The 22,732-nt window shown below is 58.4% G+C and carries 22 protein-coding genes and 2 tRNA genes; 18 read left to right on the forward strand and 6 right to left on the reverse strand.

The genetic code is table 11. From position 1 onward, the window contains the following. Window positions 1-1,662, reverse strand: coding sequence for an OFA family MFS transporter (locus AB4P96_RS00170; RefSeq protein WP_065930809.1), 1,662 nt, complete (start codon window positions 1,660-1,662; stop codon window positions 1-3). Window positions 1,663-1,988: 326 nt separating this feature from the next. Between AB4P96_RS00170 and AB4P96_RS00175 the strand changes: the two genes are divergently transcribed. The 5 genes from AB4P96_RS00175 to AB4P96_RS00195 all read left to right on the forward strand — a co-directional run bounded on the left by AB4P96_RS00175 (window position 1,989) and on the right by AB4P96_RS00195 (window position 6,558). Further along, window positions 1,989-4,205, forward strand: a complete 2,217-nt coding sequence (locus AB4P96_RS00175) for an AsmA family protein (protein WP_395600392.1) — start codon at window positions 1,989-1,991, stop codon at window positions 4,203-4,205. Continuing rightward, window positions 4,202-5,269 (forward strand): A/G-specific adenine glycosylase, encoded by a 1,068-nt coding sequence (gene mutY, locus AB4P96_RS00180; protein WP_138449385.1) that lies wholly within the window; start codon window positions 4,202-4,204, stop codon window positions 5,267-5,269. The genes AB4P96_RS00175 and mutY overlap by 4 nt, the downstream gene beginning before the upstream one ends. Next, complete coding sequence (locus AB4P96_RS00185; RefSeq protein WP_056860676.1) at window positions 5,266-5,538, forward strand: oxidative damage protection protein; 273 nt, start codon at window positions 5,266-5,268, stop codon at window positions 5,536-5,538. Before mutY ends, AB4P96_RS00185 begins: the two co-directional genes overlap by 4 nt. Before the next feature lie 103 nt (window positions 5,539-5,641). Further along, window positions 5,642-5,717: transfer RNA gene (locus AB4P96_RS00190), tRNA-Phe, on the forward strand. Window positions 5,718-5,883: 166 nt separating this feature from the next. Further along, the gene (locus AB4P96_RS00195; protein WP_395600393.1) at window positions 5,884-6,558 is read left to right on the forward strand and encodes a hypothetical protein; all 675 of its coding nucleotides are present in this window, start codon (window positions 5,884-5,886) and stop codon (window positions 6,556-6,558) included. Window positions 6,559-6,566: 8 nt separating this feature from the next. Here AB4P96_RS00195 and AB4P96_RS00200 read toward each other — a convergent pair whose 3' ends face one another. Both AB4P96_RS00200 and AB4P96_RS00205 read right to left on the reverse strand, forming a co-directional pair. Next, window positions 6,567-8,174 (reverse strand): ArnT family glycosyltransferase, encoded by a 1,608-nt coding sequence (locus AB4P96_RS00200; protein WP_395600394.1) that lies wholly within the window; start codon window positions 8,172-8,174, stop codon window positions 6,567-6,569. A gap of 88 nt (window positions 8,175-8,262) precedes the next feature. Beyond that, on the reverse strand, window positions 8,263-9,228 hold the full coding sequence (locus AB4P96_RS00205; RefSeq protein ID WP_395600395.1) for an arsenic resistance protein: 966 nt from the start codon (window positions 9,226-9,228) through the stop codon (window positions 8,263-8,265). 169 nt (window positions 9,229-9,397) lie between these two features. Here AB4P96_RS00205 and AB4P96_RS00210 point away from each other — a divergent pair, with 169 nt between their 5' ends. After that, on the forward strand, window positions 9,398-10,306 hold the full coding sequence (locus AB4P96_RS00210; RefSeq protein WP_395600396.1) for an alpha/beta fold hydrolase: 909 nt from the start codon (window positions 9,398-9,400) through the stop codon (window positions 10,304-10,306). 72 nt (window positions 10,307-10,378) lie between these two features. Then, entirely contained in the window at window positions 10,379-10,792 is a 414-nt protein-coding gene (locus AB4P96_RS00215) for a hypothetical protein (RefSeq protein ID WP_017138654.1), read from the forward strand. Window positions 10,793-11,147: 355 nt separating this feature from the next. Here the strand turns inward: AB4P96_RS00215 and gabP are convergent, their stop codons facing one another. Continuing rightward, the gene (gene gabP, locus AB4P96_RS00220; protein ID WP_099549508.1) at window positions 11,148-12,539 is read right to left on the reverse strand and encodes a GABA permease; all 1,392 of its coding nucleotides are present in this window, start codon (window positions 12,537-12,539) and stop codon (window positions 11,148-11,150) included. Window positions 12,540-13,093: 554 nt separating this feature from the next. Here gabP and AB4P96_RS00225 point away from each other — a divergent pair. The 5 genes from AB4P96_RS00225 (at window position 13,094) to AB4P96_RS00245 (ending at window position 17,302) form a co-directional block, all read left to right on the forward strand. Continuing rightward, window positions 13,094-13,867, forward strand: coding sequence for an ABC transporter ATP-binding protein (locus AB4P96_RS00225; RefSeq protein ID WP_017138656.1), 774 nt, complete (start codon window positions 13,094-13,096; stop codon window positions 13,865-13,867). A gap of 13 nt (window positions 13,868-13,880) precedes the next feature. Then, the gene (locus tag AB4P96_RS00230; RefSeq protein WP_017138657.1) at window positions 13,881-14,633 is read left to right on the forward strand and encodes an ABC transporter substrate-binding protein; all 753 of its coding nucleotides are present in this window, start codon (window positions 13,881-13,883) and stop codon (window positions 14,631-14,633) included. Between the two features lie 77 nt (window positions 14,634-14,710). Continuing rightward, window positions 14,711-15,406, forward strand: a complete 696-nt coding sequence (locus tag AB4P96_RS00235; RefSeq protein WP_017138658.1) for an ABC transporter permease — start codon at window positions 14,711-14,713, stop codon at window positions 15,404-15,406. A 38-nt stretch (window positions 15,407-15,444) separates the two neighbouring features. Further along, window positions 15,445-16,134 (forward strand): ABC transporter permease, encoded by a 690-nt coding sequence (locus tag AB4P96_RS00240; RefSeq protein ID WP_026013808.1) that lies wholly within the window; start codon window positions 15,445-15,447, stop codon window positions 16,132-16,134. Beyond that, window positions 16,115-17,302: a methyltransferase gene (locus tag AB4P96_RS00245; RefSeq protein WP_395600397.1), complete on the forward strand. Its 1,188-nt coding sequence runs from the start codon at window positions 16,115-16,117 to the stop codon at window positions 17,300-17,302. Before AB4P96_RS00240 ends, AB4P96_RS00245 begins: the two co-directional genes overlap by 20 nt. Window positions 17,303-17,543: 241 nt before the next feature. Here AB4P96_RS00245 and bcsQ read toward each other — a convergent pair whose 3' ends face one another. Both bcsQ and AB4P96_RS00255 read right to left on the reverse strand, forming a co-directional pair. Continuing rightward, the gene (bcsQ, locus tag AB4P96_RS00250) at window positions 17,544-18,443 is read right to left on the reverse strand and encodes a cellulose biosynthesis protein BcsQ (RefSeq protein WP_177032378.1); all 900 of its coding nucleotides are present in this window, start codon (window positions 18,441-18,443) and stop codon (window positions 17,544-17,546) included. Between the two features lie 247 nt (window positions 18,444-18,690). Next, on the reverse strand, window positions 18,691-18,855 hold the full coding sequence (locus AB4P96_RS00255; RefSeq protein WP_240792791.1) for a hypothetical protein: 165 nt from the start codon (window positions 18,853-18,855) through the stop codon (window positions 18,691-18,693). Between the two features lie 310 nt (window positions 18,856-19,165). Here AB4P96_RS00255 and AB4P96_RS00260 point away from each other — a divergent pair, with 310 nt between their 5' ends. The 6 genes from AB4P96_RS00260 (at window position 19,166) to AB4P96_RS00285 (ending at window position 22,676) form a co-directional block, all read left to right on the forward strand. Continuing rightward, a complete protein-coding gene (locus tag AB4P96_RS00260; RefSeq protein WP_395600398.1) occupies window positions 19,166-19,399 on the forward strand; it encodes a DUF2790 domain-containing protein in 234 nt (77 codons plus the stop codon). Window positions 19,400-19,526: 127 nt separating this feature from the next. After that, window positions 19,527-19,602 (forward strand) — tRNA-Thr (locus AB4P96_RS00265). Between the two features lie 565 nt (window positions 19,603-20,167). Beyond that, complete coding sequence (locus AB4P96_RS00270; RefSeq protein WP_339541768.1) at window positions 20,168-20,866, forward strand: HNH endonuclease signature motif containing protein; 699 nt, start codon at window positions 20,168-20,170, stop codon at window positions 20,864-20,866. Window position 20,867: 1 nt separating this feature from the next. Next, window positions 20,868-21,245 carry a hypothetical protein gene (locus AB4P96_RS00275; protein WP_330792401.1) on the forward strand — a complete coding sequence of 126 codons (378 nt, stop codon included), beginning with the start codon at window positions 20,868-20,870 and terminating at the stop codon, window positions 21,243-21,245. Window positions 21,246-21,262: 17 nt separating this feature from the next. Beyond that, window positions 21,263-21,634: a nucleotidyltransferase domain-containing protein gene (locus AB4P96_RS00280; RefSeq protein ID WP_330792399.1), complete on the forward strand. Its 372-nt coding sequence runs from the start codon at window positions 21,263-21,265 to the stop codon at window positions 21,632-21,634. Between the two features lie 757 nt (window positions 21,635-22,391). After that, window positions 22,392-22,676, forward strand: coding sequence for a DUF3077 domain-containing protein (locus AB4P96_RS00285; RefSeq protein ID WP_068931363.1), 285 nt, complete (start codon window positions 22,392-22,394; stop codon window positions 22,674-22,676). Window positions 22,677-22,732 lie beyond the last annotated feature (56 nt).

A 22,732-nucleotide genomic window follows, 5' to 3' on the forward strand; every position in this document is an offset into this window, starting at 1 on the left:
CTAGTGGAACAACACCGCCGTCTTCTGCAGGGTCACCCACACACCCCACGCCAACGGAATACCTACCACCAGCCAGGCAGCAATCGCCATCGGCACAGTACCAGGGGCCGCTTTCCACTCCAGCGAAGTGCTGGCATCGGCGCCTTTGTCATGGCCCAGCGCCTGTTCGGCAGCCAGTTCGGCGTCGGTCATGAAGTACTTGTCGGCCACCGGGCGCACCAGCAGGTTACAGAGGAAACCCAGCACCAACAGGCCTGCAAGGATGTACAAGGTGATGTCGTAGGCCGCAGCGCGCGGAACGCCGATGCTCAGTTGGTATTCGCGAAGGTAGTTCACCAACACCGGGCCCAGCACGCCGGCCGCCGCCCATGCGGTCAACAGGCGACCGTGGATCGCGCCGACCATTTGGGTGCCGAACAGGTCGGCCAGGTACGCAGGCACAGTCGCAAAACCGCCGCCGTACATCGACAGGATGATGCAGAACGCCGCCACAAACAGCGCCACGTTGCCCAGGTGCCCCAGGTTCGGGATCAACGCGTACAGGGCAAAGCCCAGGGCGAAGAACACGAAGTAGGTGTTTTTACGGCCCAGGTAGTCGGAGAACGACGCCCAGAAGAACCGGCCACCGATGTTGAACAGGCTCAACAGACCGGTGAAACCTGCAGCGATGGCCGCAATAGAGGCCAACTGGCCCGCGTCCAGTTGACCGAACGGCACATCCACACCCAGTAACTTGCCACCGAACACTTCCTGCAGCAGCGGCGAAGCCATGCCGAGGATGCCGATACCGGCGGACACGTTCAGGCACAGCACCAGCCATACCAGACGGAATTGCGGGGTTTTCCACGCCACGTTCACGTGCACGTGACGGTGGGTGATCATCGCGTTGCTGGCTTTTTTCGCCGGCGCGGTCCAGCCCTCAGGCTTCCAGCCGGTCGGCGGAACGCGGTAGGACAGTGCACCACCGATCATGAACACGAAATAAATCACGGCCATGACTACAAAGCTCTGCCACACGCCCACGCTGGTTGGCGAGGCAAAATGGCCCATCAGCGCTGCGGCCAACGGTGCCCCCACCATTGCGCCACCGCCGAAGCCCATGATCGCCATGCCAGTGGCCATGCCGCGCTTGTCCGGGAACCACTTGATCAGGGTCGATACAGGCGAGATATAACCCAGGCCCAGGCCAATACCACCGATCACACCGGAGCCGATCCACATCAGCCAGATCTGGTGGGTATAAATCCCCAGCGCCGAGATCAACAGGCCGCCGCACCAGCACAACGCCGATACAACGCCCGCCTTACGTGGCCCGGCATGTTCCAGCCAGCCGCCCCAAATGGCTGCCGAGCAACCCAGGAAGATGAAGAACAGCGTGTAGATCCAGCCCAGCATGGAGATGGGCCAGTCGCACTGGGACGAGAAGACTTGCGCGATAAAGCTCATGTCCGGCGCGCAGGCGACCGGCGCGGTGATACCCAGAGCCTTGGACAGCGGCAGCCAAAACACCGAGAACCCGTAGGCCATGCCGATGCAGAGGTGGATGGCCAGGGCGGCCGGTGGAACCAGCCAGCGGTTGAAGCCGGGCTTGGCGATAATGCGCTCCTTGGACAGGAACGCGGGCTGCGCGGCAGTACTACCGGCCGCAGTGCTAGTGCTCATTGGTGTTTCCCCCAGTTATTAGTATGTGTCCGTCAGGCGCTCTCTCCCTCGACCTTGCACGCAGAGCGTTGGCCGTTGTTGTTGAGTAAAGCTCCTTTTAAGCGCGACGCTGTGTCGCAGACGACAGACGAACCCGCGAAGATTAGCACCAGTGGATGACAGAAAAACCAAACTGACATCACCTTTTTCACTCAACCTGATCTGCCTGACGGCAAAATCCTATTTTGCCGTCCCTGGATACAATGTAACGATGCGTGAACTGACGCAGGCCTTCGGGCGTTATACTCTGCGGCTAAATTTTGAAATCGACATACAAGGACTCGCCCATGAAAGCGTTCGGCAAAATCCTGGGTCTGGTACTCCTCGGGCTGTTGCTGATCATTGTGGCCCTGGGCTTTGCCCTGACCCACCTCTTCGATCCCAACGACTACAAAGACGAGATTCGCCAGATTGCCCGCGACAAGGCCCACATCGAGCTGACGCTCAATGGCGATATTGGCTGGAGCCTGTTCCCCTGGCTGGGCCTTGAGTTGCACGAAGCCAGCGTGGCAACCCTGACCACCCCGACCCAACCGTTCGCCGACTTGCAAATGCTCGGCCTGTCGGTGCGCGTGCTGCCACTGCTGCGCCGCGAAGTGCAGATGAGCGATGTGCGTGTCGAAGGCCTCAACCTGCGCCTTAACCGTGACAAGCAAGGCCACGGCAACTGGGAAGACATCGGCAAGAATGTGCCCGACGCGGCCGAAATCGCCAGCGCCCCTGCCCCAGCGCAAGCCCCCGCCGAACCCGAACCGGAGAAGCCACCCAAGCCGATCCGCCTGGACATCGACAGCTTGACCATCAACAACGCCCGCGTTGAATACAACGATGAACAAACCGGCAAACAGTTCAGTGCCGAAAGCATCCAGTTGAGCGCCGGCGCCGTGCACGAAGGCGCGAGTATTCCACTCAAACTCACTGCATTCCTGGGCAGCAACCAGCCGCTGATGCGCGTCAAAACCGAACTGAACGGCAACCTGCGCATCCAGCGTGCCCTGCAGCGCTACCAGTTCGAAGACATGAAACTCAGCGGCGAAGCCACCGGCGAGCCGCTGCAAGGCAAGACCGTGACCTTCTCCACCCAGGGCCAATTGCTGGTGGACCTGGCGGCCAACATCGCCGAGTGGACCAACCTCAAGCTCTCCGCCAACCAACTGCGCGCCCTGGGCGAACTGAAGGTCAATGACCTGAACAAATCCCCGCAAGTCAGCGGCGCGTTGTCGATTGCCCAGTTTGACCTGGCCAAGTTCCTCGACAGCATCGGCCACCCGCTGCCGCCCATGGCTGACGGCAGCCTGAGCAAGGTCGAGCTGGTCAGCCGCCTCAAGGGCACCCCGACCAGCGTGGCGCTGGAAGACCTGAACCTGAAACTCGACGGCAGCACCTTCACCGGTCGCATCGCCGTGGATGACTTCGCCAAGCAAGCCTTGCGCGTGCAGCTCAAGGGCGACACCTTCAACGCCGACAACTACCTGCCGGCCAAGTCCGAATCGGCCAAAGGTGCAACCGCTGCCCGCCAGGCCGAAGTGCAGAACAGCGAAGCCGGCGCCATGGCCGCCGGTGGCACCACACCACTGCCGGAAGCCCCGACCAAAGGCGCGTGGAGCACCGACAAGCTGCTGCCACTGACCCGCCTGCGCACCCTGGACGTCAACGCCGACCTGGCTTTTGGGCAACTGACCCTGAGCAAGCTGCCGATCCAGAATGCAGCGCTCAAAGCCTCCGGCGCCGATGGCCAGCTCAAGCTCGACACCTTGAGCGGCGGCCTCTACAACGGCACCTTCCAGGCCAACGGCACACTCGATGTGCGCCAGGACATTCCGCTGCTGGCGCTGCAAACCCACATCAAGCAAGTGCCGGTTGAACGCATCCTGCAAGCCCAGGGGCAAAACCCGCCGGTCAAAGGCCAGGTTACTCTCGACAGCAACCTAACCGGCCGTGGCAACAGCCAAAAAGCGCTGATCGACAGCCTTAACGGTACCTCCAGCTTTGTGATCAATAACGGCGCGCTGCTCAACGCCAACATTGAACAGCAGCTGTGTACCGGCATTGCCTTGCTCAACCGCAAGACCCTGAGCACCACGCCACAGGGCAAGGACACGCCGTTCCAGGAACTGCGCGGCACGCTTAACTTCCGTAACGGGGTGGCGAGCAACCCGGACCTCAAAATGCGCATCCCGGGCCTGGCGGTCAACGGCAACGGTGACGTCGACCTGCGCGTGCTGGGCATGGACTACCGCGTTGGCATCATCGTCGAAGGCGACCAGCGCGACGTGCCGGACCCGGCCTGCCAGGTCGGCGCCAACTTCCAGAACATCGAAGTGCCGCTGCGCTGCCGTGGCCCGCTGGAGCTGGGCGCCAAGGCCTGCCGCCTGGACAAGGACGGCTTGACTCAGGTCGCCATCAAAGCCGCCGGCAACAAGCTCAGCGATAAGATCGAAGAGAAGCTCGACAAGGTTAATCCACAGCTTAAAGACGCCCTTAAAGGCCTGTTCAAACGATGAGAAACGAGCAGTTTTCACAGGCGGTGCTGGATTGGTACGACCGCCACGGTCGCCATGACCTGCCCTGGCAACAGGGCATCACGCCTTACCGGGTGTGGGTCTCGGAGATCATGTTGCAACAGACCCAGGTGAGCACCGTGCTCAATTACTTCGACCGGTTCATGGCTTCCTTGCCGACGGTTGAAGCCCTGGCCGCCGCGCCGGAAGATGAAGTGCTGCACCTGTGGACCGGCCTGGGTTACTACACCCGCGCACGCAACCTGCAGAAGACCGCCAAGATTGTCGTTGCTGAATACGGCGGCGAATTTCCCAAGGATGTGGAAAAACTTACTGAGCTGCCTGGCATTGGCCTCTCAACCGCCGGCGCCATCGCCAGTTTGAGCATGGGCCTGCGCGCGCCGATCCTCGACGGCAACGTCAAACGCGTGCTGGCGCGTTTTACTGCGCAAGAGGGCTACCCAGGCGAACCCAAGGTCGCGAAACAGCTCTGGGCCACCGCTGAGCGCTTTACGCCCCACGACCGCGTCAACGCCTACACCCAGGCAATGATGGACATGGGCGCCACGCTCTGCACGCGCAGCAAGCCAAGCTGCCTGCTGTGCCCGCTGGAAAAAGGCTGCGAAGCCCACATGCTCGGCCTGGAGACGCGTTACCCGATCCCCAAGCCGCGCAAGACCATCCCGCAAAAGCGCACGCTGATGCCACTGCTGGCCAACGCCGAGGGCGCGATCCTGCTTTACCGTCGCCCGTCCACGGGCCTGTGGGGCGGCTTGTGGAGCTTGCCGGAACTCGATGACCTGCAAGACCTGGAACACCTCGCCAACCAGCACGCGCTGGCACTGGGCGAGCAACAGGCGCTGCCGGGGCTGATCCACACCTTCAGCCACTTCCAGCTGGCCATCGAGCCCTGGCTGGTGCAGGTCGAGGAATCCGCCCATCACGTGGCCGAGGCCGACTGGCTCTGGTATAACCTCGCCACCCCGCCGCGCCTGGGCCTTGCCGCCCCGGTGAAAAAACTGCTAAAGCGCGCGGCCGACGTATTGAACGCAGGAGTTTCGTCATGACCCGCACCGTAATGTGCCGCAAGTACAAAGAAGAACTGCCAGGCCTGGAACGCCCTCCGTACCCAGGTGCCAAGGGCCAGGACATTTTCGAGCATATCTCTGCCCAGGCCTGGGGTGACTGGCTGAAACACCAGACCCTGCTGATCAACGAAAAACGCCTGAACATGATGAACGCCGAAGACCGTAAATACCTGGCGGGCGAAATGGACAAGTTCTTTTCCGGCGAGGATTACGCCAAGGCCGACGGCTACGTGCCGCCTGCTCAATAATTGATCAAAAACCGGGGTCGGCACGTAAGCGACGGTAATAATTAAATATTTTTTGAAAACTTGCTTGACGACCCCCTGAAAAACCCGTTTAATGCGCCCCGTTGCCCAGATAGCTCAGTCGGTAGAGCAGGGGATTGAAAATCCCCGTGTCGGCGGTTCGATTCCGTCTCTGGGCACCACTAATACCGAAAAACCCCAAGCGAAGATGATTCCTTGGGGTTTTTTATTGCCTGCGATTTAGTGGCCGCGGGCCAATGCCCCGCCCGATTCACACCCGAGGGTTATTTATCCCGCTGCTCGATCGTTTAGCTGTTACTGAATTTTCTGTTGCAAGGTAGTTATTTGATGAACCGGTACTTGTTCTGCGCGCTGTTGCTGCTGACGGCGTTGCTCAGTGGCTGCGCCACACAAATGGATGTCTCGATCAACGCAACCCCCGATCCGGACTATCACTTTGATCGACAGGCACTGGTGCTGGTGACCACGTCCGTGGGCGGCAGCGCGCAAAACACGCTCAATGCCCGCTATTACCTGCGGGACATGGTCAGCGCCATGAAGGACCAGGGCTTTCGCGAGGTGTACACCGATGCCAGCCTGCCCAAGAACCATGGGCCAATCAAAATGACCATCATCCTGGACGTCGACAGCAAGCAGGTCACTTACCGCTATACCGCCACCGATTACGGCCAGGTGCCCACCAGCACCACCACCGAGTGCAAGAAGAACAAAAAGAAAGCCGACCAGTTGACCTGCACCAGCAAGCCGAACACCACCTACGGCCCGGTGGGCACCTCGGAGCGCACCGGCTACACCACGCTCACTACCTTCACCGCCACCGCGCGTGACGAAGCAAGCCGGCGCGCGGTGTACGTGTTGCGGGTGATGTCCTACAACGAAGACTGCCAGGCCACCAAGATCGAAGCGTTCCTGGTCGAACAGGGCCTGCAGAACCTCAACTTCCAGGACCGCGTGCAGCGCAACTACACCGTGACGATGCCCGAGGGCTACCAGTGCAAGTAGGCGCCTGGCTACTGCAGTAGAAACACCATCAGCGGGTTGTCGTTAAGCCGCCCTTCGAAGTTTGGCGCCTGCTGCTCCATCGGCGTGCCCTTGAGCAGTGCTGCTTCTTTGCGCGGCACCAGCACCCAGGATGGACGCGGCAGGGTGGCGAGCTTCTCAGGCTCGTTACCGGCGACGAACAGCGGTTGCTCATCGTGCGTCAGGTTCATCATGTAGCGGATAGCCCAGGTGTCGCGGCCAAGGTCGACAAACACCAATGGCCCCGGCTGCGACGCACGCAATGCCTCTACCTGGCTGACAAACTTGCGGGTGTCGTATTGCAGGTCCTTGGCCGGGTCGATCACCACCACCAGCAGCAACCATTGCGCCGCCAAGGCGATCACACTGAGCCACACCAGGCGCAACGGGCGACGCCAGGCAATCAGCGCCGCCACTTGCAGCACCACCCACACGCCAATCAACGGCGGCAGCGACACGTCGGGCCAGTAACCGTGCTTCTGCCAGGTGTGCCGGCAGATAAACAACACCACCACGCACAACGCCGGCAGCGCCACGACAAGCCATTCGTAGCAGCGGCGCACGCCAACGAACCAGTTTTGCGCCTGGAGCAGCCCATAGGCGGCGACAGCGGCAAACATCGGCACCATCGGCAGAATGTAGTAAGCGCGCTTGAAGTGCGGCACCGACAGCCCGAGCAGGATCATCAGGCCACAGGCCGCCAGCCGCACCACCATTTGCACGTCTTCGTTGACCCAGCGCTCAGACCAGCGATGCCGCAGCGCGATCATCGCCGCCAACGCCAACGGCACCACCGGGAAATAGCGATACAAACTCAGCTTGAAGTAGAAGTAGAACGGCTCGCCGGACTCGTCGAGGCGCCCACTGACCTGCATCCTGAACACATCGTCGGCAAAGGCCTCGCCACCGCTGAAACGCGCCAGCTTCATCAGCGCCCACCAGCAGGCCCCGAGCAACAGCAGCCCGACAAAACCATGGATCAACACCTGCTTGACCCGTTCGCCCGGCTTGCCCAGCGCCCAGTAAACGCACACCACGCCGCAGACTTCGATAAGCCCCAAAGGCCCACGAATCGCGAAGGCCAGCACAAACAGCGGGAACACCGCCAACTGTCGAAGCCGTGACCCGAGACGCTCGCCCGTGTGCAGCAGGTAGAAGCTGCCTACGCATAAGAGCGCGACCATCAGGTCCAGGCAGACCGAGCGCGACTTATCGAGCAATTGGGTGGTAAGCAGCGTCAGCAGCACCGTCAGCAATGCCCAAGGCCGACTGAACGGCACCAGCAGGCGATAGATCAGGGCGATCACGCCCGCCGCAGCAAGGGCCGTCGGCAGCACGTTGGCCAGGTGGTTCGGCGCGCCGAACAGGCGAGCAAACACAAAGCTGAAGAAAGTCGCAGTGCCGGGATAGTCCGGGTACGGCTGGCCGTACGTGGTAGGAAAAAGACTCGCGCCATGGCGAAACATTTCCTGCATGAACAACGCCCAGCGCCCGTCAAAGCCTTGGGGTTGCTCGTCCCAGATGCCCAAGGTAAACAGCAATAAAGCGATCAGAAACAGGCCCAGAGACTCCAGGCGATAACGGCTGCGGTGATCCATCGAATGTCCTTTCAGGTGGGGTACGCCGACTCCATGGTGCCGACTCCACCCCTGAATAACGCCTGAACAAATCCGAGTATTTATGGACTTATCGACCGGCGCGCCACACCAGCGCGGGAATCAGCCGGATGTAGAGTAGCTCGCCCACCAGCTCAAGCAGGGTTTGGAGGATCACCGCCGTTGCGGCCAGCCCGCGCACGTCTTCAGGCAGGGCCAACGCCAGTGGCAGCACCACCAATGAGTTGCGCGTCGAAGCACTGAAGGTCACCGCCCGCGCGGCAACAGCAGGCAACGCAAACAACCGCGCAGCCAGCGCGCCTATCAGCGGCGCCAGCAACAGGAAGCCGAGGTACACCGGGATCACCGGCAACAACAACGCGATATCACGCACCACCGAAGTGATCTGCGAGCCGATCACCACAAACAGCACCAACGCCATCGCCGGCACCGGCAGCCAGGCCCAGGCGTTGCTCCAAACATTGATAATGCTTGAGCGCCGCGCCAGGAAGGTGGTCAGCACCGCCAGGATCATCGGCAGCACAATCAGCAACAGGAACGCCTCGACAAACGGCCCCACCGCCACCACCACGGCGGACTGGGCGCCCAGCATGAAGCTCAGGTACACCGGCAGCAGCACCAATTGCAGCAACAACAACACCGGCGTCGCCGCCAGCATCAGCCGCGAGTCACCCTTGCCGATATGGGTAAACACCACCACATAGTCGATACACGGCGTGAGCAACACCAGCAGCGCGCCCACCAGCAACGCCGGGCGTTCCACCAGGCCTCGGGTCAACGCCCACACCAGCAAGGGCACCAGAATGAAATTGGCCAGCAGCAATGCGCCGATGAAGCGCTTATTGCCTAAACCCTGGCGCAAGTCCAGAAACGGGATTTGCAGGAACATGGCGTACATCAGCACTGCGATGGCAGGCGTGACCAGCACGCCAAGACCTTGGGCTGACAAAGGGTCGAACACGCCAAATGCGACCGCCAGGAGCACGGCGACGAAGTAGATCGGGATTTGGTTGTGTTCGAGGGTGTCACGGGTCATGTGCCGACTCTGGTTGATCAATTGATCGCAAGCCTAAGCACCGGGAGCGCCGAGGTCGAGCATCGCGACATTTCCTGCGCCCATCACGCGCTAAATTTGTTAGTTTCGGCTTCTTATAAAAGCGCGCGGATCAAGCCCGTACCAAAAAGCGCAAGTATCGAGCCGACTCATGAACCTGCCCACCCGCCCTGCCCCACAAACATTCTGCGAGCCCGCTGCCGACGGCTACCCAATCGGCGGCTTCACCTGGCGCCACCCGCGCACCGACTTCGAACGCCCGGTCGTCATCATCAACGCCGCCACCTCGGTCCGCTGCCGCCACTATTCACGCTTTGCCGACTACCTGTTTGCCAACGGCTTCGACGTGATCACCTACGACTATCGCGGCATCGGCGAATCCCGCAGCGGCGCGTTGCGAGGCTTCAAGGCGTCGTGGTCAGATTGGGGCGTGCTGGATTTCGAGGCGATGCTGCAGCGCGCACAGCGGGAGTTTCCGGGGCAGCCGATTGATGTGGTCGGCCACAGTTTCGGCGGGTGCGCGGCAGGGCTCGGTGCTTGCGGCGCAGTGATTCGGCGCATCGTCACGGTCGGCGCGCAGTTTGCGTACTGGCGCGATTACGCGGCGAGCGGGCGCTGGCGCATGTTTGCCAAATGGCATGTGGTGATGCCGCTGGTGACGGCCCTGTGCGGCTACTTCCCCGGCAAGCGCATGGGCTGGCTGGAGGACACGCCGGCAGGCGTGGTGCGCGACTGGAGCATGCCGACACCGCGCTATGAAACGCGCCCCAGCGGGCGCGGCCTGGGCGCGCTGCCTTTTTCTCGAGTGAAGGCGCAGTTGCTGGCCATTAGCATCACCGACGACCCTTTTGGGACTGTGGCGGCTATTGAGCGACTGCTGGGCTATTTTGAAAACAGCGCGCGCACTCACCTGCGAATTGCGCCCGATGACATCGGCGAAAAAGCCGTCGGGCATTTCGCTTTTTTTCGCAGTGAATATCAGGACCGGTTGTGGCCGATTGCGCTGGGATGGCTGCAGAAAGGCGAATTGGCGCCCGGTACACCCGGCGTGCGCGTCTAGATTTCCTTGGGATTTCCCCCAACCTGCGCTTCAATACCCCACCCCGATTAAGAACCCAAGGACGTTGAGCCCATGGCCTCGCCGAACAAGCAGCAAAAACGTGCCCACCGGGCCAAGGCCAAGGCCAAGCAAAACCGCACCCAGCGCGCCGTCGCGACCAAGCCGGATGCGTTCGCTGGCGACGACAGCCGCATTGACCTTGAGTCGGTGGATTTGACCGAATTGTTTGTCGAGATGCGCGCAGCCGGCGAGAGCAGCCAGCAGGCGTTGTGTGCGGCATTCCTGGCGCACCCACTGTTGGCCGTGGTGCTGGAGCAGGAAGGCGAAGAAGACGCGACAGATTTTATCCTGGCGGCGCTGATCGAGTATCGCCAGTGGGCGACGGACACCGAGGATGAAGCAGCGGCGCTGGCGTGGATTGAATCCCCGCAGTTCCAGGCCGATTACGTGGCGGCATCCCAGGCGCTGGCCAACTCCCAGGACTGATACACAACAAAATGTGGGAGCGGGCTTGCCCGCGATGGCGGCGTGTCTGGCGAAGAATTTATCGACTGCCAGCCCGTCATCGCGGGCAAGCCCGGCTCCCACAGGGTTCTGTGTTTTTGGCTGATACTGCGGACTGACACAAAACAACTGTGGGAGCGGGCTTGCCCGCGATGGCGGTGTGTCTGGCGAAGAATTTATCGACTGCCAGCCCGTCATCGCGGGCAAGGCCGGCTCCCACAGGGTTCTGTGTTTTTGGCTGACTCATCTGACTGACACAAACCAAATGTGGCAGCGAGCAAGCCCGCTCCCACACTTTTTTTGAACTGCGGCGCACTGCGCACCGCAGTTCATCACATCAATTGAGTACCGCAGCGCCTACCTTCTGCGCCTTGCGACGGCTCGCCACGATCAGCCCAGCCAGCACTACCAACAAGCTCAGAATACCGGTCGCGATGATCTCGACACGGTGGGCTTCCTGGAACAGCATGATGGTCAACGTGCCGACGATGAACACCATCACCGCGTAGGTCAGGCCCGGGAACAGCCACATCTTGAAGACAATTTTCTCGCCTGCAGCGGTACGCTTCTGGCGCATGCGCAGTTGCGATACGGCGATCACCAGGTACACCAGCAACGCGATAGCGCCGGAGCTGGCCAGCAGGAATTCGAACACTGCAGCCGGCGCCACGTAGTTGGCGAATACCGCCAGGAACGCAGCACCGGTCGACAGCAACACCGCCCAGTAAGGCGTGCCGCTTTTGTTGGTGCGCTTGGCCACGGCCGGTGCATCACCGCGACGGCCCAGGGAGAACAGCATGCGCGAGGCGGTGTACAGCGCCGAGTTGAGGCAGCTGGTCACGGCAACCAATACCACCAGGTCGACGATCAGCTTGGCATTCGGGATGCCCATGCGCTCAAGCACGGTCTGGTAGGAACCTACCGCCGCCAGGGTCGGATCGTTCCATGGCACCAGGGACACCACGATGAAGATCGACAGCAGGTAGAACAAACCAATCCGCCAGATCACCGAGTTGGTGGCCTTGGTGATTTGCTGGCCAGGGTTCTTCGATTCGGCCGCTGCAATGGTGACGATCTCGGTCCCCATGAACGAGAACATGGTGGTCAGGATCGCCGCCAATACCGCGCCCATGCCATTAGGCATGAAGCCCTGGGTGTCGAACAGGTGCGAAACACCGCTGACCTGGCTGGTCGGCAGGAAGCCGAAGATCGCCGCGAGGCCAAGGATCACAAAGGCTACGATCGCCACGACTTTGATCAGCGCAAACCAGAACTCAAACTCGCCGTAGTTCTTCACGCTGAACAGGTTAGTGGCCGTGAGCAGCAAGGTGATGATCAGGGTAAACGCCCAGATCGCCACATCGGGGAACCAGGCATGCAGGATGGTCGCGGCGGCGTTGGCTTCCAGTGGAATCACCAGCACCCAGAACCACCAGTACAACCAGCCGATGGTGAAACCGGCCCAGTGACCGATCGCACGGTCGGCATAGGTGGAGAACGAACCGGTGTCCGGGGAGGCCACGGCCATTTCGGCGAGCATGCGCATCACCAACACCACCAGCGTGCCCGCAGCGGCGTAAGCCAGCAGCACGGCGGGGCCGGCGGCAGCAATCGCGTGGCCGGAGCCGACAAACAAACCGGCACCAATAACGCCGGCAATCGACAGCATGGTGACGTGACGCGGTTTGAGCCCCTGTTCGAGGTCATTGGAGCTTTGCGTACTACTCATTGACACACCTTTGCGAGGAATTGCGAAAACGGTCCGCCCGGCCTGCGATCCTTCTCGTGAAAAGAAACCAACGGGGCGTTCTTTATTTTTTACGCAAGATTTGCGCCAAAATATTACAAAGCCACGATTGACGCGGGCTGTAGGACAATTCATTAGCTCACGCAAGTCGTTGAGAACTATGGCATTCCGCTATAGCGTTACCGTGCGACCCAACTGCGACACGAAAATACGCACCAAAAACACACACAAAAAGTACGTGACGCTCCATAAAAGGGCTGATAAGGACCGTTTGCCCGGTTAACCCTTCCAACACCCGGCCAAAGCTGGCACCATCGCGCCCTTTTTTACGCGAAGCCTGTGGATTTATCGGGTTCAGACGTCTGTAGGTTGTTGATAGCGCGACACGCTGCTGTGCCGATGCGACACCTTGCCGCAGACCACCCGTTAACCGTCCGCAGCGCTGTTGGCTGCCATCCGAACGCTATGCTAGCTTGGCGCCTCGCCAGGAAGGCGGCCCAACAGCAAGAATGCACTGAACACAATGAGGACCGCACATGGCTGAGGCCGCGCCCGCGCTTGAAATCCGCAACTTGCATAAACGCTATGGTGAGCTGGAGGTACTCAAAGGTATCTCGCTGACCGCCCGCGACGGCGACGTGATCTCGATCCTGGGTTCCTCCGGTTCCGGCAAGTCCACCTTTTTGCGTTGCATCAACCTGCTGGAAAACCCGCATCAGGGCCAGATCCTGGTGGCCGGTGAAGAGCTCAAGCTAAAAGCCGCGAAAAACGGCGAGCTGATGGCCGCCGACGGCAAACAGATCAACCGCCTGCGCAGCGAAATCGGTTTTGTGTTTCAAAACTTTAACCTGTGGCCGCACATGAGCATCCTCGACAACATCATCGAGGCGCCCCGCCGTGTGCTCGGCCAGAGCAAGGCCGAAGCGATAGAAGTGGCCGAAGCCCTGCTGGCCAAGGTCGGCATCAGCGACAAGCGCCACGCCTACCCGGCGCAACTGTCCGGCGGCCAGCAACAACGCGCGGCCATTGCGCGCACCCTGGCCATGCAGCCCAAGGTCATCCTGTTCGACGAGCCGACATCGGCGCTTGACCCGGAAATGGTCCAGGAAGTACTTAATGTGATCCGCGCGCTGGCCGAAGAAGGCCGCACCATGCTGCTGGTCACTCATGAAATGGGCTTTGCCCGTCAGGTTTCCAGTGAAGTGGTGTTCCTGCACCAGGGCCTGGTCGAAGAGCAAGGATCGCCACAGCAGGTGTTTGAAAACCCGCTTTCGGCGCGCTGCAAACAATTCATGTCCAGCAACCGCTAACGGAGCAACATGCATGCAGAACTATAAAAAATTCCTTCTGGCCGCGGCCGTTTCGATGGCGTTCAGCGCCACGGCCATGGCAGAAACCTTGAAAATGGGGATCGAAGCGGCCTACCCGCCCTTCAACAATAAAGACGCCAGCGGCAACGTCGTGGGCTTTGACAAAGACATCGGCGACGCCCTGTGCGCCAAGATGAAAGTCGAAAAATGCGAAGTGTATGTGTCTGATTGGGACGGCATCATCCCGGCCCTGAACGCGAAGAAGTTCGACTTCCTGGTTTCTTCGCTGTCGATCACCGATGAGCGCAAGCAAGCCGTCGACTTCACCGACCCGTACTACTCCAACAAGCTGCAATTCATCGCACCTAAAGCCACAGCCGACTTCAAGACCGACGCCGGTTACCTGAAAGGCAAGATCATCGGCGCACAGCGTGCAACGCTGGCCGGTACTTACCTGGAAGACAAGCTGCCGGACACCACCGCCAAGCTCTACGACACCCAGGAAAACGCCTACCTCGACCTGACTTCCGGCCGTTTGGACGGGATTCTCGCCGACAAGTACGTGCAGTACGAATGGCTCAAGAGCAAAGACGGTTCGGCCTATGAGTTCAAAGGCGACCCGGTGGTAGAAAGCGACAAGATCGGTATCGCCGTACGCAAGGGCGACCCGCTGCGCGAGCGCCTGAACAAAGCCCTGGCAGAGATCAAGGCAGACGGCACCTACAAGAAAATCAACGACAAGTACTTCCCGTTCAGCATCGAATGATCTGAACGGCCTGACCGGCGCGCTTCTATAAGTAGCGCGCCGGCTTTCAGCAATGCCTGCCGCGATATGAAAACACCATGAATTTCGATCTCTACGGATTCGGCCCGGCGCTTGCCGCTGGCGCGCTGATGACCGTCAAACTGGCGCTCACGGCCCTGTGCCTGGGGCTGGTGCTCGGCCTTGCCGGCGCCTTGGCCAAGACTTCACCGTACAAGCCGTTGCAATGGCTGGGCGGTGCTTACTCGACCATCGTTCGTGGCATTCCCGAGCTGTTGTGGGTGCTGCTGATTTACTTCGGCACCGTCAACCTGATGCGTGCCCTGGGCGAGTTTTTCGGTAACCCCGACCTTTCTCTCAGTGCCTTTGCCGCCGGGGTTATCGCCCTGGGCCTGTGCTTTGGCGCCTACGCCACGGAAGTGTTCCGTGGTGCGATTCTCGCCATTCCCAAAGGCCACCGCGAAGCCGGTGTGGCGCTGGGCCTGTCGAAGGTGCGGATTTTCACCCGATTGATCATGCCGCAGATGTGGCGCATCGCCCTGCCGGGCCTGGGCAACCTGTTCATGATCCTGATGAAAGACACCGCGCTGGTGTCGGTGATCGGCCTTGAAGAAATCATGCGTCACGCACAAATCGGCGTGACCGTGACCAAGCAGCCGTTCACCTTCTTTATGGTGGCAGCCTTCATGTACCTGGGCCTCACCGTGCTGGCCATGACCGGCATGTACTTCCTGGAAAAACGCGCCGCCCGCGGCTTTGCAAGGAGCACCCAATGAGCGGTGACTACAGCTGGCTGTCGCACTTCGACCTGGGCCTGAACTGGGCCGTGATCATCAAGTGGCTGCCCAAACTGGCCCAAGGCGCAACCCTGACCCTGGAACTGGTGGCCATCGCCGTGATCGCCGGCCTGCTGCTGGCGATTCCGCTGGGTATCGCGCGTTCCTCGCGACGCTGGTACGTGAGCGCCCTGCCCTACGCCTATATTTTCTTCTTCCGTGGCACGCCGCTGCTGGTGCAGTTGTTCCTGGTTTATTACGGCCTGGCACAGTTCGATGCCGTGCGTGAGAGCTTCATGTGGCCGTACCTGCGCGATCCGTTCTGGTGCGCCACGGCCACCATGACCTTGCACACCGCCGCCTATATCGCCGAGATCCTGCGCGGCGCTATCCAGGCCATCCCGCCAGGTGAGATCGAAGCGGCGCGCGCCCTGGGCATGTCCAAACCCAAGACGCTGTTCTACATCATCCTGCCGCGTGCCTCGCGCATTGGCCTGCCGGCGTACAGCAACGAAGTGATCCTGATGCTCAAGGCCAGCGCCCTGGCCAGCACCGTCACCCTGCTGGAACTGACCGGCATGGCGCGCACCATCATCGCCCGCACCTACCTGCCGGTGGAGATCTTCTTCGCCGCCGGGCTGTTCTACCTGCTGATGGCCTACATCCTGGTGCGGGGCTTCAAACTGCTCGAACGCTGGCTGCGCGTCGATGCTTGCCAGGGACGTTGAGGCTCGCTTTGCGGCGCTGGATGCGTTTCTAATCGAGCACCAAGGGCTGTGGCGACCACGGCCCTTTACGCACTTGCACTTACCCTGGGAACACCAGCACCCCGAGCTGGCCCAATGGCTGCGCCAGCGCTCGCTGGCCGATGCCGAAGCCAGTCACAACCACCCCTATGACCTGCCGGCGCCTGCGCCATTTCCACAGCTGGCTTTTCAGGCAGCGCAGCTCAGCGCTGTGGATAAGTTACCCGCACACACGCTGGAGCCTGCCCGCCATCGCCTGAACGTGGATGTGCCAGGGCGTAAATGGCAGCAAATTGAAGCGTTCGGCGCCGCGCTGAAGTTTGCCGCATCCCCCAAGCATTGGCTGGACTGGTGCGCCGGTAAAGGCCACCTCGGCCGGCGCTTGCTGCAACCTGGCCAACAGCTGACCTGCCTCGAGTACGACCCGGCGCTGATCGCCTCGGGCCGGGCCTTGAGCGACCATCACGACCTGGCTGTCACCCATCGCCTGCAAGACGTGATGGCCGATGTGGCGATCAGTGCCGAGCACACGCCCGTCGCCTTACACGCCTGCGGCGATCTGCATGTGCGGCTGTTGCACGTGGCCAGCGCGACGGGCTGCAAGCAGCTCGCGCTGGCACCTTGCTGCTATAACCGCATCGGCGCCGAGCGCTATCAGGCCTTGTCGACCGCCGGGCGCGCCTCGTTACTACAGCTTTCGGTCGATGACCTGGGGTTACCGCTGAGCGAAACCGTCACCGCCGGTAATCGCGTTCGCCAGCAACGGGACACGTCCATGGCCCGGCGCCTGGGTTTCGATCAGTTGCAACGCCAGCTGCGTGGCTGCGATGATTACCTGCCCACGCCTTCCCTGCCTGCCAGTTGGCTGGACAAACCCTTCGCTGACTACTGCCGGGAACTGGCGCGTCTCAAGGATTTATCCACAGGTGAACAGGATTGGGTGGCGCTGGAGGCACACGGCTGGCGGCGCTTGGCCGAGGTGCGCAACCTGGAGTTGGTCAGAGGATTGTTTCGGCGGCCGCTGGAACTGTGGCTGGTCTTGGATCGCGCGCTGTTCTTGAAAGACCAGGGCTACAAGGTTGAGATAGGCACCTTCTGCGAACCTACGCTAACGCCGCGCAACTTGATGGTGCTGGCAGAGCGCGATTAAAGGGCGAAACTTCCTACACGCGCCCTGTGGATAACTCTGTTGATGAATTCTTTACAGAGGCCGTAGCCATCAGCGCTACAGACCAAAACCCACCTTGGTCATTTTTTGTTCACAAAATAAAACGCACACAAAACAGGCAGTTGCAGCGTGTTGAGAACGGCTCCACAAAATGGCTGTTTCGTGACAGGCCCGACCAACCGATTGTGCATAAGCATCTGGCGCTAACTGCATAAAGCGCGATTTATGCGGTTCTTTTCGGTGCTTTCAGCACGCGACAAATCTCGTTGATATCGTCGCCAGCCAGCCGCTTTGTAGCGTTATCCAACGGGTCGGCCGCAAACGCCAACGCTTCGTTGATCGCCATATCGCGATGCATCTCCAGCGGCGCTTTGCCCAGCCGCTGTTTGAACGCCTCCAGCATGTCCAGGCTAAAGGCGTTGCTCTCATCCACTTGGTTGACCACCACATGCACCACTGGCGGGCGTTCACCCTCGAGGTGCGGCGCGAGCAATCCATCCAAATGATCAAGGGTACCCAGGCAGGCGGCGTCGGCCTGGGTGATAACCAGCACCACATCGGCCACGCTCAGCGCTTGATGGGAGTAAACGTTGTTACCGGCGGGCGTATCGATGATCACCGTCTGCCGCTCGCTCAAGCCCAGGGCCGCCAGGCGCTGCGCCAACCAGCTGGGTTCATGTTTGAGCCAGCGCTCGAGGCTTTCCTGCTGCTCAATGTCGATATCGCCAAAGGTTATGACCTGGCAACCGGCAAAGCCAAGCTGCTGCAGCGGGCTCCACTGCCCATGCTCCAGGCTGGTACGGCCGATACCCGGCAATGTCGCACTGAAGCCAAAGTGATGGTGCAAGGCATTCTGCGGGTCCAGGTCCAGCGCCACCACCGATTCGCCATGGCGCTGCAAACCGCTGCTCAACGCCGTGGCCAGAGTGCTGCGGCCGACACCACCATTGATCGACACCAACGCCACCACTTTGGGGCGCAGCGCTGCTGGATGAGTCGATTGGGAATGGGGGTTTTCGTTAGCGGGCACACTGCCAAAAACGTGCATGCGTGCATTGATGCCGTCGGCATCATGGCTGACGTTCTTGCCGAACAACGTCAACAGCTCTTCGCTAAGGCTCATGGGCAGCTCCTCACGACGCAGCTAAAGACGTGAAGGTCGGCAAGCAGGCACTTACCGCAGGTCTTATTATGGGCGTCTTAGTGAGGCATTCTGTGTCACACGCAGGCAGGTGTCATTATTTTGGTGTTTTAGCTGATAATTTTTTAGACAAGCGGTAAATGGTCAATTTAATGGCTATTTCTAGGCGAATGTATCCGAAAGCTCACCGCACGGCATAACGCAGTTACATCCTGGCAGCCGCCGCTATTCAACGCTGGGTCAAACGTGTCGCGCCCATAGGCCTGCGCCGCCCCGCAAGGTACGGCGCGAGCACCTCGTCCATCTTGGCCAAACGGCGAAACGAAGCGGCCAGGCGCTTGGCGAGAAATGCCTGGTCCTGGCCGAGCCAGCGATTAAGGCTTTGCTGCTGCACAGCATCGGTTTCACCAAAGGTCGCCAGCCGGCAAACCCGCGCCTGGGCAACGCCTGCCAGGTTTGAAGATGAGCGGCATTACGCCATTCTTATGGCTGTTCTTTTGCCAGGAGATATACATCTATAAAACAACGCACGACGCGATCACTGTGTGTTTTTCAACCAATACAAGCTCGCCGTTCGTATCAACAAGTACATAGATCCCCACGCCATACACAACGAAACAAAACCTGCCCTGCGCGACACAGCCCGGATACCTCCCCGGCATTCAATGGCCTCACCCCACCATTGCACCTCAGAGGCCATCACCATGAACACCAACAACTGGAAAACCCTAATCGCCGCCAGCCTGCTTGGCTTGACCTTCACCGCCCATGCCGAGGCAAGTCATCAGCCGGATATTCAACGGGTGCTGTCGACCACCGAAGACACCCGCTCGGGATGCGGCGTGGTGAACGCGCGCATGACCTACCTGGACTCTAAAGGCGAGGCGCAGGTGTTGGCGTACATGAAATTTACCGACCAGTGTGGCGACGGCAATTGAGTCGGATTTGAGGCTCCCGAGGGTAAGAAAAAGCAGCGAGCGTAAAAAAACCTTGGTTTCTGCAAAAATAGTCAGAATTCAGGGGTTTACAGAAGCTTGGCAATCGCTATAATCGTCGCCCTAACACGCCGGTATAGCTCAGTTGGTAGAGCAACTGACTTGTAATCAGTAGGTCCCGGGTTCGACTCCTGGTGCCGGCACCATATAAGACGAAGCCTCCACAGAAATGTGGGGGCTTTGTTGTTTCTGGGGGATGCATCCGCCCTTTCTACTCAACCGTGTGCATCCTTCACTTTCCCCACCTTGCTATTGCTTGGCTCGCCCTGAATATCTGACGTACGTACTGCCCGCATATTGCGAGTGAAAATAAATCCGTCCCCTTTTCCAGCTGGTCTCGTCAGCCAGCGCAGCTCCACCCGCCCACTTCTTCGGAAGTGCTCAGGAGGCCAGATCATGAGATGCCCAAGCTCCCGGTCGTAAAGAGCCGCCAGTCCCGCGTTAGTGGACAACCCTCGCAGGTCGCAGGGGCCTTGATCCCTGATAACACTCAGCATTCTTGGCGGGATGACGTGGGGCACCAATCAGGGCGTGACTAGGTTTCCATTCACGAGCGACTAAAAATCCTCTCTAGCTTAGGGGCCAACCTAACAAATCTGACGGGCATGGATATTTTCAAAACTTCCCTTTACCATCAATGCCTAATCTTCATAACACGATTATTTAATCGAATCAAAGTACACCAAAACCCACAAAATAGAGTAGTCCTACATGGCTATTACTGAAAAATCTATCAAACTACTTTGGTCAAACGCTGCAGGCCGATGCTCATTTACCGGATGTACAGAAAAATTAACGGTCGAACAGGCTGCGGAATCGGCGCCACATACTTTAGGTGAGATGGCACACATCAAAGGCAGAAGAAAAGATGCTAACAGATACGATGCCACCCAGAACGACGTAGAAAGAGATGACTATGAAAATCTAATCCTACTCTGCCCCAATCATCACACACTGATTGACAAAAAAGAGAATGAAGAAAAATTCCCTGTAGAGTTTTTGCTGGAAATGAAGATTTGTCACGAAACTTACATTTCTAGCAAATTAAACGCCATCAAATATTCAACCTTAGAGGAACTCAAAGATAATATCTGCATTTATCTTTCAGAGAACCACCAATCTTGGCTTCAATATGGCCCGCTCTCGGAAAATGCTCAAAGGAATCCTCATAGTGATAAGCTTCATGCTCTTTGGCTTTCCGAACGTCTAACAACGATTGTCCCCAACAACAGGATAATCACCTCTTTAATAAAGGAAAATCAAACCCTTTTCCCTAGGTTAAAACAGAAAATAGTTGGGTCGTTCTTGACACACGCCTCCAGTTATGAAAAATGGGTGCACGACGAGATCCCTTATGAAGCTGTGCTGAGATTTCCCGCAGAATTCGAAAACCTTATCATGGAAAGTTAGAATGGCTGCTCAAAATAAAAATTTCCCTTGGATGAGCCATTACGAAGAATACGGATTCTTCGAAGATCGTATGCGTGGCCATAACAAAGTTTCCAGCCTAAAAAACATACAAGGAGGACTTTACGATCTATCTCTAACAAATGGAAAAATATTAAAAATTTTCATTTGCGAGTGTTACAGCTATGGAGTTGCTGAATATCAAGAAACCATACAAAAGCTTGGTCAGCTGGATGCAATCATCATCAACTCCAACTGGTGTGGTTATTCGCCTGAAGCAAAAATGTATTGCCGAGAAAGGTCTGTAGGACTTTTCAAAATTCGCGAGTTCATGGCCGCACTGAACCTCACACGTTACTGGGAATATCTGACAGAATACTAAAGAGAAAAACTTGCTATATGATCAACTCCTATAAAGAGGACCTGTCCTATAAAGAGGATCTGCTCATCTACGGATTCGGCTCGTACTTCAATGGCAGAACCGAATTCCAAGATATAGACTTACTTATAGTCCATGATAACACTGACGAAAAATCCTGCATATTTGCAATAAAACTCAAGGAAATCTTCAGCACCCAAATAAATGATGCACATATATCAATACTTTCGAAAAAAGAAGTCATGCAGCTAGATTTCATAAGAAAAAGCAAATCCATTTTAATTGGATCAGTATCTTCTAATGCCATGAGCATTGAAGCTATAGCTATAAGAGAAAAAATCATAGGACAGCATCCCGCCCCTTCAAGAAACACTCACAATGTAGAGATGTAAAAACCAATAAACCCACATAGAAACATAACAACTTCAAAAATAATATTTCCCCCCGCCTGATAATGACTACATCTCTCAAGATCATCAACCTGTAAAATTCGGCTCTTCAAGCCACTTCAGCTACATGACTCGCGCGAAACTAGATAAAGCTTAAAGGGTACTTTATGAGATACTCTGCATCACTTCGACTTAAAGAACATCTTAAAAACAACAAGATAAAACTCTATTCGACTCCTGGTGCCGCACCATATCTCGAAGCCCCGCAATGCGGGGCTTTGTGGTTTCTGCGGTTTGGGAAACCGCAAAAAGTCAGATCACCGTTTTGGCCAAAATGCCCAAAAAGTGTCCACACTTAACATCTCGGGCTGCTTGCCTCAGTCCAAATCTCGATTTCTATGACGCCTTGCTCAGCTCAACGTCAGTCCCGGGAGACGTATTCTCCAAACCCACCGGACCACCAAAAGCCACCCTCACCCCGCCTCCCAAGTTTTATTCATAATTATGGCTAGCCAATAATTATGCCGCCCTCATAAAACCAATAATTTCACCAGCCACCTATTCGAACCGCCTCAACTGACCGAAAAAACAACCCATCAATTTTCCCGATTGCTCCCCACCCCTCACCACGCTAACCTCCCCCCGTCGCTACCACCCAGCGACCGGGCCTGAGAACCCGATTTGATGCAGGCGCCACTAGCGCCACGCATTCGTTGTCACAACGAACGTGTTGCTCTCACTCAATATGGGAGTTCCACCAATGACCGCAACAAACCCACCCGCACTCACCACCCTCGGCGTCACCCCTTTCTCCTTTCACTCCGACCAACCTCTGTTCCGCGTCAACAGCGGTGTTTCCCTGCATGAAGCCTTGCACCACGTTTCCGATTTGCTTCACGTCGCCAAGTTGCTCGCAGAAGATGCGGCGATGACGAAGGAGACGGACCGTTATGCCTGGGCGTCGCATTATTTGCAGGAGATGAGCAAGGCGGTGATTGATGATGTGGTGAAGGTGTTGGCGTCGCCCTGTAATGCTGAGCAGTAAGCGGTAAATGGGCTCGCCGGGCGGGCGCTATCGCAGTTCAGCCCGGCTCCCACATA

It is taken from the genome of Pseudomonas sp. B19125, assembly GCF_044218855.1.
Taxonomy (GTDB): Bacteria; Pseudomonadota; Gammaproteobacteria; order Pseudomonadales; family Pseudomonadaceae; genus Aquipseudomonas; species Aquipseudomonas edaphica.